Origin of the sequence: uncultured Paracoccus sp. (assembly GCF_947496875.1) — a bacterium.
Taxonomy (GTDB): Bacteria; Pseudomonadota; Alphaproteobacteria; order Rhodobacterales; family Rhodobacteraceae; genus Paracoccus.
This window is the reverse complement of sequence record NZ_CANMEH010000039.1, coordinates 1-10,286: the sequence shown is the minus strand read 5'-3', so window position 1 is coordinate 10,286 and position 10,286 is coordinate 1. Positions and strand designations below refer to the sequence as shown.

The window sequence follows — 10,286 nt, the reverse complement described above, 5'->3', positions numbered from 1 at the left end:
CGCGGGGTAGAGCAGCCCGGTAGCTCGTCAGGCTCATAACCTGAAGGTCGTAGGTTCAAATCCTACCCCCGCAACCATCTTTACTTGCGACCCCGTAGCGCCCGCTGCGGGGTTTTTGCTTTGCGTGGAAATCGTAAGGATTCCAGCAAGATCGCCCTGCACGTCGATCTCCACCTTGCCCTCGACCGGGGTCAACACGATCTGGTCAACGAGCGAGCGCAGCGTGTCGGCGGCCTCGATCCGTTTCCCCTCGTCTTCGTCCTGCAGGGCGTCGTAGAGCTGTTGGACCCGCTTGCGGTATTGCAGTGCCATACTCGGGTGCAGCAGGGGTGGCGGCTCGTCCGCTTCGGCCAGGAACAGTTCAAGTTCCTTCTTGCGTTTCTCAATCGTCACCATCTTTGCGTTGAGCGCGTCAGCGGCCCCACCCTTCAGAATCAGATTGAGGAGGGTCTCGAGTTCCCGATCGATCCTCGCAATCTCTGCCTCGGCCGACGCGATCTCGGCGCGGCCTTCCATGCGCAGCCGGTTCATCTCCTGCGTGAAGACTTCACAGAAATGGGCGAAGAGCTCCGGATCGACGAGTTTGTTGCGCAGCGCGTTCAGCACACGCGATTCCAGTTCATCCCGGCGGATGTTGACCCGGTTGTCGCAGGTCCCCTTATTGCGCGCCGTCGCACATCCAATCAGCGTCGCCGAAATCGCGGAATAGCCGCCACCACAGCAGGAACATTTGGTCAGCCCCGAGAAGAGGTACTTGGGGCGGCGGCGGGTATTGATCCGCGAGAGATCGGCCTCGCCGTTCTCCTTCCGCGCGAGCTTGTTCTTCTCCTGTCGCGCCTTCACCGCGTTCCAGAGTTCGTCATCGAGGATGCGCAGCTCGGGCGCTTCCTGGATGACCCATTCCTCTTCCGGATTGGGGCGGGCCTGCCGCTTGCCGGTGTTCGGATCCTTGACGAAGCGCTGCCGGTTCCAGACGATCTTGCCGATATACATCTCGTTGTTGAGGATGCCGTTGCCGCGCTTCGGGTTCCCGTTGATCGTGCTGAAACCCCAGTCTCCGCCTGACGGAGCGGGAATGCCTTCCTTGTTCAGGGCGAAGGCGATGGTCTTGGCCGATTTGCCGGCGGCATAGTCGCGGAAGATGCGGCGCACGACTTCGGCCTGGAATTCGTTGATGGTGCGATCGCCGCGGATCGGCTCGCCGTTCGCATCGAACTTCTTGACCACATCGTAGCCATAGGCATTGCCGCCACCCGATTTGCCCGCCTCGACTCGGCCGCGCTGCCCGCGCCGAGTCTTGTCGGCCAGATCCTTCAGGAAGAGCGCATTCATCGTGCCCTTGAGGCCAACATGCAAATGCGTCACCTCGCCTTCCGAGAGGGTGAACATTTTCACGTCGGCATAGGACATGCGCTTGAAGATGCCCGCGATGTCTTCCTGGTCGCGGGAGAGGCGGTCCATCGCTTCGGCCAGGATCAGATCGAAGCGGCCGCCCATAGCGTCGGCCATGAGCGCCTGAATGCCCGGCCGGATCAGCGAGGCGCCGGAGATCGCGTGGTCCGAATACTCCTCGACGATATGCCAGCCCTGCTTCTCGGCATGGAGGCGGCACATGCGGAACTGGTCGGCGATGGAAGCGTCGCGTTGATTGTCGGAAGAATAGCGGGCGTAGATCGCGACTTTCAAAACTTGGCTCCCATCCGTGTCAGGAGGAGCGCTTCCTCCTTTGCCGTGACATCTTCACTTCCTCTGCATAGCACTCCTGCGCCGCCTGCCTCGCCAGGATGCCGACCAGTCGCAGAAGGCGTGGGTCGGGATTGCCGCGTGGCGTAAACGTCAGCTCCGGCTTGTCCAGCAGCAAGGATTCGAGCAGCGCTTCGCGCTCTCCTCCTGTCATCTTTGCCGGGTTTCCTGGGGCTCGCAAGGTCATAACTTGCAGCATTCGCCGCAGGGGAAGCATAAGCAACGGAAATTGAAGGCGAATATTCGGCGACAATTGGCGCGGGTGTGCGGGCTGTGGCGTAGCCCAGCGTGTCCTGGCGAGCCATGGCGTAGCAAAATAACCTATCGGAATCCCACGTTGGCCCGGTCATCATTGGCCTCGTCGCTCGTCCTCATGAGGTCATTGACTGTTGAGGCAACCTCATCGTATTGTAATTCGCGATACAAGGCGCTATATGTCGACCAAGGAGACTCGCCATGGCCACGACCGCCGAACGCAAGGAATACCCGATCTCGATGCGCCTGCCCGAGGCGGATGTCGCAATGATCGATCGCGCCGCAAACCTGCGCGGCCGCTCGCGCACCGACTTCGTGCGCGACGCCGCAGTGCGCGCGGCCGAGGAGGTCGTCATGGAACAAGGCCTGATCCGGATGAGCCCGGAAGGCTTCGCCGAGTTCATGGATGTGCTGGCGCGTCCTGCCGCTCCCGTTCCGGAGATGGTCGAAGTCCTGAAGCGTCCCGCGCCGTGGGAGCCCGGCTACGTGGCGAAGCGGTAAGCCCTTGCTCCTTTCGGGTCCCGAACCGCTTACCGCCGCTCACGATGTGTCCGAGTTCTCCTGTGGCAAGCAGACTCTTGCCCACTGGCTGAAGACGCGCGCCCTTTCCAATCAGCAGAAGGGCTTCACTGCCGTTCTCGTCGTTCATGAGGCCGGGCGCGTGGTCGGCTACTACGGCCTTGCGCCGACCGGTGTGTTGCCTTCGGTTCTGCCGCGCTCGATCAGGACGGGGCAGCCGCCGAATCCGGTCCCGTGCATGCTGCTCGGCCAGCTCGCGACCGACACCGGATGGGCAGGGTTGGGCATCGGGACCGGCCTTGTGAAGCATGCCCTCCAACGCTGCGTTCAGGCCGCTTCGCTGATCGGCGGGCGGGCGTTGATGGTCAACGCCGTTGACGGAGATGCTGCCGAGTTTTGGCGGCGGCGCGGCTTCGAACCGTCCAGGGACGATCCCCTGGTTCTGCTTCGCTCGATCAGCGACATCGCGGCGTCGCTCGGTGAGAGCGGCGGGTAAAATCTTGGCTGGAGAGGCGGCTGGATGGATCAACCTAGGCATATGAACCAATGAACAATGGTGAGCCCATCGTGATCAACCCCAAGCGTTCCCTAGCCGAGATAGCTTGCTTCGCTTCTTTCTTTCTGGCGGAGCGTTTGTAGCGCGACCTTGTTGGATGTTTCCGCGAACCCTTTGATAAAGGCGTCGCGATCTTTTAGCTCAAGCATCTGGCAACTTGGTGCTTCATTACAGAGAAACTGTCGGAGCGACTCTCGCACGACTGCGTCCTCGTGTTGGCGGCGGCGGTTGCAAAGAATGTCGCGCGCTAACGCCGATTGCGTTTGCTCTGCGAGCCGATGAGGCGCAAAGACCGGATCGCGCTGTTCGGCGCCACGGGCGATCAGGATCGTGCGGATGCACCAGAGCGCTCGCTTTCCCAGCAGATTGGAATTCAACTCGTCGCCGAACCTGACGAGGTACCAGCCCAAGTCAACCGCCCAGCTCACTTCATCTTGGTAGGTCGATCGAAATTTAAACGCGGTTCGAAGTTTGTCCAAATAGTTGTCCGGATCTACGATTGGTTTGGCCTCACGAACGAGATGACAAACGAATAGGTCACCGTCGCGTGCGTCCTGTTCAAGCTGCCTCCAAGGATAGAGGAATAGCGACAGTTTGCCGATCGAGATGTGACGCGTCTCGTCGTCCAAATTGATCATTAGTAGATCCGTGTCAGAGCCTTCGGACTGATCGTTCCGCGCGAGACTCCCGAACAACAAGGTCGCTGCCACCGACATCACGAAGTACCATGCCAGCGTCGGCGCGACTGCTCGGTAGGCGGCGCGCTCATCATGCGGGCGAGCCAGTCCGCGAGGCGCGATCCAAGGCTTCCTTCGACATCTTGCGAGCGAGCACGCGCGCTTGCGTCACCTCGTCCCGATTTTCGAGGACGATTTGCTGCTTCTCTGGCTTCAACACCCCCGGTTCGACGTCTAGGTTGTACTCACTCATCAGATAGAAGCTTAGGCTCAATCGACATGGTCGAATGAGGCGTCCATCGGTCATCGCGTGCTCCGCTGCCACGGCCGCTTGCCGCTCAGCCGACAAGGCCGCGTTGGGCACAATGACAAGGTTGATCTTGTGTACCCACTCGAAATCGAGTTCAGGATCGACCGATGCTAGGCGCTGACCCTTAACCGCACCGATCCGGTTAAGATTATAGTCCCGGAAGTCGTTGTGCTCGCGTGACCAAGACCGGACATACCAACGGCCCGCGCTGTGGGAGAGAGCGTGCGGCGCGATCGACCGCGAGAGCTGCTCGGAACCTGTCAGCGAAGAATACTCAATGTCGATCTCGAGGTGATTGCGGACGGCGTCGAGCACGCGCAGCAAGACCGTTGGGTCAGTAGGCCGTCGTCCAAGCGTTAGCACCTCGACAGGCGGGATCGCGTCGAACCACGTGTCCTCGGGCCGCATCCATCGGTTCTCGATCGCGACCAGCTGAAGGAGGTAGCGGTCAATGGTCTCTCCGATGAAGATCGGCGCGAACGTGTTCGCGCGTCTGTAGGCCTTCTCGGCCCGGTCATAGCGAAGGTTTTGTGGGGCGAGCTTCTCATATTGAGCGATGTCAGCGGACGCCTGCTGCGCGGAGATCCCGAAAGTCTGCGCAATATCGCTGCGGTTGAAGCGACCGTCCCAGAATAGGCGAAAGTCAATGAATTCAAGCCTTCGGCGGACACCCCACCGGAGCTGTTCGCCATCTCCTACCATGTCATTACCTCCAAAAACACGATTCTTGCCGAGTTGTCACGTCCAGTAACTTGACGTATGTTTGCCCCGTTGCCATATCTTATGGACGGACGCGGGCGCGAAGGCAACCTCGTCGTGATCGAAACGGGGGCGCCTAGATGGAAACAGACGAAGAACATCAACAGCCTGAACGTCCTTACCGCGTGCTCAGCCTCGACGGTGGAGGCATGCGGGGCATCTACACTGCAGCTTTCCTGGCTCGGCTGACCAACCAGTTCGCTCGAATAAGGGGCGAGACGGCGTTGGATCTCGGCCGCGGCTTCGATCTGATCACTGGGACCAGCACTGGCGCGATCGTCGGCTGTGCGCTCGCTGTCGGTCGGCCGATGCCGGAAGTCGTCGCGCTGTATCGCGAGCATGGGCCCAAAATCTTCCCCCATAGGATCAAGGGCAAGCGGAGCGCGATCTATCGGGCCACGCAGGGTGATCGCTTTGTTCGCGCGGGCGACAACGCCCTGCGCGCGGCGCTGGAGGACGTGCTCGGAGACGTCACCATGTTCGACGTCTACAGCGGTCGCGGCGTCTCGTTATCGATCCCGTCCGTGTTGATGAGCGAGCATCGCGCCTGGGTCTTCAAGAAAACACCGAGGAGCGGAGTTCGCGACGATAAGTATCCGCTCGTCGATGTGTGCATGGCGACCAGTGCGGCACCGATCTATCGGTCGCTCGCAGCGATCAACGACCCGAACACGCCGGGCGGCCCGAAGCAGGTGTTCGCCGACGGCGGACTATGGGCCAACAACCCGATTATGGTCGGCCTGATTGACGCGCTCACTATCGCCGCGCCCGACCGCCCCATTGAGATCTTTTCGCTGGGAACGTGCCCGCGGCCCGACGGCGATCACCTCGACGCGGAGACCGCCCATCGGTCGATGCTCGACTGGTCGCTCGGTGCTGACGTGGCGCCGCTGAGCATCTCGGCTCAGGAGTTTGCCTTCGATCACATGGCGCGGCTTCTCGCAAACGCCATCAGCAACTGCGGTCGCCCGATCCGACGTGTCCGGTTTCCCAACAAGCCTGTCCCGGCCAGCATGATGCCTTACCTAGCTCTCGACGACACCCGGCGGGAGGCGATGGATCGCCTAATCGCCCAGGCCAACACCGACGCCGACCTGACCAAGAGCGTCTGCGACGATCCCAACAGCGAGGACGGACGCATGATCCGGTCCCTCATGAATGAACTGCCGGCGATGCCGGCCACCGGCGCGGTGTGGGACCGCGTATCCCCCCGTGATCGAAAAGGATGAGCAATGTTCGACTGTGCTAAGGATATCCGGGCTTACCATGACCAAGACGTGACCCTGCCCAAGACAGAGCAGGATGCGATGCGCGACCGCCGCAACTCGAACCGTTCGCGCCTTCGGAACGGCCTCGCGGCGGCAGGCAAGCCAGCGCCACTCGAGTTCGTGAAGCAGGGCAGCTACGCCATGAAGACAATGGTCCGCGACCCGGACAATGATTACGACATCGACGACGGTGTCTATTTCCGAAAAGAGGAACTGGTCGGCGAGCGCGGTGCCGAGATGACGTCGCTCCAAGCGCGCCAGATGGTGCGCGACGCCGTCGACGACGGCAAGTTCAAGAGGGCGCCGGAGGTTCGCCGCAACTGCGTGCGGGTCTTTTACGAGAAGGGATATCACGTTGACTTGCCGGTTTATCGGCGCGTCGTGACCTCGACCGTCTTCGGCGACGAGATTCACTATGAACTGGCGGCGAGCAGTGGCTGGAAACGGTCCGACGCTCGCGACGTGTCCGACTGGTACGAGGACGAGCGGGCACGATCAGCAGACGGTGTGCAGCTTCGCCGCATCAACCGCGACCTGAAGAAATACGCCCGGAGCCGCTATAGCTGGCGAGGCGGTATCTTGAGCGGGTTCGGCATCTCGGTGCTGTTGACCGAGCGGTACCGGCAGAATGAACGCGAAGATCGCGCCCTCTACGACACGATGGTCGCCATTCGCGACCGGCTGAACTGGAACCTTCAAGTTGCGCATCCCGTCACGCCGGGAGACTACATCACGAGCGGCGATGACGATGCTCGAGCTCGGAGCTTCCGCGACAAGCTGACGGAGGCGATCGACACGTTGCAACCGCTCTTCGAGGTTGATTGCACTCGCGAGCGCGCGTTGAAATGCTGGGACAAGGTGTTTGCCACGACGTTCTTCAGTGAGCGGCTAGAGGAGGAGCGGCGTGCCGCGGTAGCGGCGCCTGCAATCATCAGTTCGGCAGCGCTGTTGGGCTCGACGGCGGCCGCAGCGGCGGCAGTCAGCAGCGCCGGCGGCGGGCGCCATGCTTGAGAGGCCGTTACCTCTCTGTTGGAGGCAGGCGGCACTTCAACTTGAAGCGAGACTCCGCGAGGTGACGGGGCAGGCACCCGAGCGTTTGGATGAAGGGACGATCAGGAGTTGCTACCCCACGCGCCGCTGGGTCGCCGCTTGGCGGATCAGCGTAACTTTTCCTGACGGCGTCATGCGTCGCATCGACGTGGTGGTCACGGCGGGGTTTCCGACCGTCCCGGTGCGGACTGCGCTGGTCGACCATCCTGAATTCATGACTTGGCCGCACGTCGAGAGCGATGGCGTCCTGTGTCTTCTGCCGAACTTGGCGGAGTGTGACCCCGATGATCCGTCGGATGTGGCCGCCAATCTGCTCAACCGGTCGGTGCGGTTGATCGAGGAGTTGCTCGACGGGTCAATCATCGAGAGGGATTTTCGTGAAGAGTTCCTGACGTACTGGGCCTACAAGGCGCATTCCGATGGCGCTCATCTTTTCAGTCTGCTGACCCCTGCGCCGCCGTCGCGCGCCGTTCGGGTCTGGCGAGGTGAGGGTTTGGAGGTTGTGGGTGAAGATGCGGAATCGCTGCTCGATTGGATCCGCAACCGCTTTGGCGACTGCGCCAAAACCAAGATCGAGGACGCGGCATTCATCTGGCTGGGCGAGCCGTTGCTCCCTTCGGCGTATCCCGAAACCGCGTCAGACCTTCGCGCTCTGGCGGCCGCAACCGGGACCGATGCGGTTCAAGTTCTCGATCAAGCGGCTGTCGGCGAACCGGATCATCTCGTCACGGTTATCGGGGCAGAGGGGCGCGGGGGCGCCGGGCTGATCGGTGTCAAGATTTTAAACCCGAAGCGGCTCAAGTCTCATCCCCGCTCGGCATTGGAGCCTCTGTCCAAAGGTTTCCGACCGGGCCGCACGCCGAAGTCTGTGCTGGTCGACAGGTTCTTCGGCGCCAATCCTGTCATTCGAAGTTCCGTTCAACGAGCCGATGCGACTTGGATACATGGTCGCGGCCGAGATCCCCGGGCCGCACGGCTCCTCGCAGCGACTGCCGTCCTGATCGGATGCGGGTCCGTTGGCGCGCCAGTGGCCTGTGCCCTCGCGCAAGCCGGCGTCGGGCGGATCATTCTTCTCGATCATGACACGCTGAGCTGGCCGAATGTCGGCCGGCATCCATTGGGTGCCACTGCGGTCGGCCGCAACAAGGCCGAGGCATTGGCGGAGCGCCTGCAGACCGATTACCCCCATCTGCAGATCGAGGGCCGGCCATGCGGGCTACATGAGCTCCTTCTGACTGACCCCAATCTCCTAGAGGCAACTGATCTGATTATCGCGGCGACGGGAAGCTGGGCCGCGGAGAACGCCCTCAATCGTTGGCACGTCGATCATGGTCGACAGAAGCCGGTTCTCTATGCCTGGACCGAAGCGCATGCCTGTGCGGGGCACGGTGTCGTGATCGCGGGTGAGGGTGGGTGCCTTCAATGCCACATCGGTCGCACGGGAAAGCCCGCCTTCCAGGTCGTGGAGTGGGCGGACGGTGGCGGCGCCAATCAAGAGGAACCGGCTTGCGGCGCGCACTACCAGCCCTATGGTCCGGTTGAACTCAGCTATGTGACCGCTATGGTCGGTGAGCTCGCGTTGGACTGCCTGCTGGATCCGCCTTCGCAATCGTTCAGCCGGGTAGTTGTCGCATCGCCCGATCGGATCGCGAAGCTCGGTGGGCGCATGAGCGAGGCGTGGTTGTCTGCCCACGAGCAGATCGACTCCGGGTTGCGTACGGTTGGTCGACCTTGGCCGGCCGCTGCTTGCGTGGCGTGCGGCAGCGCTCAGTCGGAAAAGGTGGCCTGACTGGCGGCCTTTCAAAGGCCTTCAGCGAAGTCTTGCTTCCTGCACCGCCAGCCCATATCGGCGCAACCAATCTTCCTGCGGTTTTCATTTGCGGATTGCCATGAGTCAGCTCAGGGTCGGCCATTCTGCTGCGTTCCTACATCCCATTCAGCAAGCGGTCGAGTTGCGACACCAATCGTTCGCTGATGGGAAGGCTATTGTCGGGAAGACCGTCCTGCGAGACGCTCATCGAGGACCGGCTCGTCCCAGTTACGCGCCACACCGAGCCATTTGTCGATCACGGCCTGAAACTGTGGCTCGGCGAAGCAGGTCTGGAACGTGTAGAGGCGGTTGACCACCTGGCGCATCAGGTCGCGCATCTCGTCGTCGTCGATCCGCGACACGGTTACCCAGGAGATGCGATTGCCGTCCGCGTCGATGACGAAGACATCGGAATAGTCGCCGGTCTTCGTGACCGGGACCGGCCCCGCATGCAGGTCCTCCAGCATGCTGTTGCGAACGCAGATCATCGCCATCGCCTTGGCGAGCGTGGCCGCTAACTGTTCATCTTCCTTCCGGCCCATTTCGTCCTCCGGATCATTGTTCAGATGCCCGGCAGCATGCCAGTGGCAGCTGCGCTGGCTGGCGTCTCCGCGGTCACCAACCGATCATCGGGCAGTGGCCGTTGCAGCGCCTTGGCGTCCTTCCAATCAGCCCCGAGCCAGATCTCGACTTCTTCGCGGCTCGTCAGGATGGCGGGCATGGCCTTCGGATGGATCGGCTTCACCACGCTGTTGGCATCGGTTGTCAGGAAGGCGAACAGCTGATGATCGCCCGGGCGCGGGGTGCGGTTCGATCCGCGGGTTCCGCGCCAAGGCGTCCAGATTCCCGCAAAGAAGAACAGGGGCTGGGTCTCGTCGAGGGCGAACCAGTGCAGCGGTTTGCGCTTTGTGATCGGATCGGGCTTCTGCCCGTATTCGGAGAACGCGGTGGCCGGAACCACGCAGCGATGCTCGACCCCGAGCCATTTGCGCCAGTGGGGGCTGCCCGTGTTGCGGATATTGGTGACGCCCGTGTCCGGCACGTCGCGGGATTTCAGATATTCGATGGGCGTCGGCATGCCCCAGGTCAGCGAAGCTAGTTCCCGCCCGCCGTCGGTGTTGCGCACCACATGCGCCGGCCGGTCGGGATAGACGTCGATCGATGGTTCCAGATTGCCGATACTGTCATGGGTGGCGGCCACGAAATCCCGGATCGCCTGCTGATTGGTCGTAATGCGATAGAGATTGCACATCGCCCCGCCAGGCTTTGTTGCACAAAGCCTCTGATGTCCGAGGTTCCCCTTTCCCCGGACGGATTTATCCCGCGGTTTCTGTGACAG

11 protein-coding genes and 1 tRNA gene are annotated in these 10,286 nt (G+C 61.8%); 6 read left to right on the top strand and 6 right to left on the bottom strand.

The annotated features are described in order from the left end of the window. Positions 1–77: transfer RNA gene (locus tag Q0938_RS18425), tRNA-Met, on the top strand. Here the strand turns inward: Q0938_RS18425 and Q0938_RS18420 are convergent. Together Q0938_RS18420 and Q0938_RS18415 are read right to left on the bottom strand one after the other, a co-directional pair. Next, entirely contained in the window at positions 34–1,686 is a 1,653-nt protein-coding gene (locus tag Q0938_RS18420; RefSeq protein ID WP_073068833.1) for a recombinase family protein, read from the bottom strand. The two genes, Q0938_RS18425 and Q0938_RS18420, sit on opposite strands and share 44 nt — an antisense overlap. A 19-nt stretch (positions 1,687–1,705) precedes the next feature. Then, a complete protein-coding gene (locus tag Q0938_RS18415; protein ID WP_299365453.1) occupies positions 1,706–1,897 on the bottom strand; it encodes a hypothetical protein in 192 nt (63 codons plus the stop codon). 302 nt (positions 1,898–2,199) lie between these two features. Between Q0938_RS18415 and Q0938_RS18410 the strand changes: the two genes are divergently transcribed. Beyond that, on the top strand, positions 2,200–2,499 hold the full coding sequence (locus Q0938_RS18410) for a DUF1778 domain-containing protein (RefSeq protein WP_012112837.1): 300 nt from the start codon (positions 2,200–2,202) through the stop codon (positions 2,497–2,499). 4 nt (positions 2,500–2,503) lie between these two features. Further along, positions 2,504–3,013, top strand: coding sequence for a GNAT family N-acetyltransferase (locus Q0938_RS18405; RefSeq protein ID WP_073068823.1), 510 nt, complete (start codon positions 2,504–2,506; stop codon positions 3,011–3,013). 92 nt (positions 3,014–3,105) lie between these two features. Here the strand turns inward: Q0938_RS18405 and Q0938_RS18400 are convergent, their stop codons facing one another. Continuing rightward, positions 3,106–3,711, bottom strand: a complete 606-nt coding sequence (locus Q0938_RS18400) for a hypothetical protein (RefSeq protein WP_143159764.1) — start codon at positions 3,709–3,711, stop codon at positions 3,106–3,108. A gap of 130 nt (positions 3,712–3,841) precedes the next feature. Next, on the bottom strand, positions 3,842–4,762 hold the full coding sequence (locus Q0938_RS18395) for a WYL domain-containing protein (RefSeq protein ID WP_073068824.1): 921 nt from the start codon (positions 4,760–4,762) through the stop codon (positions 3,842–3,844). A 137-nt stretch (positions 4,763–4,899) separates the two neighbouring features. Here Q0938_RS18395 and Q0938_RS18390 point away from each other — a divergent pair, with 137 nt between their 5' ends. From Q0938_RS18390 to Q0938_RS18380, 3 genes are read left to right on the top strand one after another with little or no spacing between them, the layout of a single operon-like run. After that, entirely contained in the window at positions 4,900–6,048 is a 1,149-nt protein-coding gene (locus Q0938_RS18390; RefSeq protein ID WP_073068825.1) for a patatin-like phospholipase family protein, read from the top strand. Positions 6,049–6,051: 3 nt separating this feature from the next. Then, positions 6,052–7,098: a cyclic GMP-AMP synthase DncV-like nucleotidyltransferase gene (locus tag Q0938_RS18385; RefSeq protein WP_073068826.1), complete on the top strand. Its 1,047-nt coding sequence runs from the start codon at positions 6,052–6,054 to the stop codon at positions 7,096–7,098. Beyond that, complete coding sequence (locus Q0938_RS18380; protein ID WP_073068827.1) at positions 7,091–8,926, top strand: ThiF family adenylyltransferase; 1,836 nt, start codon at positions 7,091–7,093, stop codon at positions 8,924–8,926. The genes Q0938_RS18385 and Q0938_RS18380 overlap by 8 nt, the downstream gene beginning before the upstream one ends. Positions 8,927–9,120: 194 nt before the next feature. Here Q0938_RS18380 and Q0938_RS18375 read toward each other — a convergent pair whose 3' ends face one another. Further along, a complete protein-coding gene (locus Q0938_RS18375; RefSeq protein WP_073068828.1) occupies positions 9,121–9,489 on the bottom strand; it encodes a hypothetical protein in 369 nt (122 codons plus the stop codon). 20 nt (positions 9,490–9,509) lie between these two features. Then, on the bottom strand, positions 9,510–10,199 hold the full coding sequence (locus Q0938_RS18370; RefSeq protein ID WP_073068829.1) for an SOS response-associated peptidase: 690 nt from the start codon (positions 10,197–10,199) through the stop codon (positions 9,510–9,512). Between the last annotated feature and the right edge of the window lie 87 nt (positions 10,200–10,286).

Excerpts from the sequence above, each read along its gene's own strand:
- Q0938_RS18375 (WP_073068828.1), bottom strand. The coding sequence starts at position 9,489 with ATGGGCCGGAAGGAAGATGAACAGTTAGCGGCCACGCTCGCCAAGGCG.
- Q0938_RS18380 (WP_073068827.1), top strand. The coding sequence starts at position 7,091 with ATGCTTGAGAGGCCGTTACCTCTCTGTTGGAGGCAGGCGGCACTTCAA.
- Q0938_RS18400 (WP_143159764.1), bottom strand. The coding sequence starts at position 3,711 with ATGATCAATTTGGACGACGAGACGCGTCACATCTCGATCGGCAAACTG.
- Q0938_RS18390 (WP_073068825.1), top strand. The coding sequence starts at position 4,900 with ATGGAAACAGACGAAGAACATCAACAGCCTGAACGTCCTTACCGCGTG.
- Q0938_RS18410 (WP_012112837.1), top strand. The coding sequence starts at position 2,200 with ATGGCCACGACCGCCGAACGCAAGGAATACCCGATCTCGATGCGCCTG.
- Q0938_RS18415 (WP_299365453.1), bottom strand. The coding sequence starts at position 1,897 with ATGACAGGAGGAGAGCGCGAAGCGCTGCTCGAATCCTTGCTGCTGGAC.
- Q0938_RS18370 (WP_073068829.1), bottom strand. The coding sequence starts at position 10,199 with ATGTGCAATCTCTATCGCATTACGACCAATCAGCAGGCGATCCGGGAT.
- Q0938_RS18395 (WP_073068824.1), bottom strand. The coding sequence starts at position 4,762 with ATGGTAGGAGATGGCGAACAGCTCCGGTGGGGTGTCCGCCGAAGGCTT.
- Q0938_RS18385 (WP_073068826.1), top strand. The coding sequence starts at position 6,052 with ATGTTCGACTGTGCTAAGGATATCCGGGCTTACCATGACCAAGACGTG.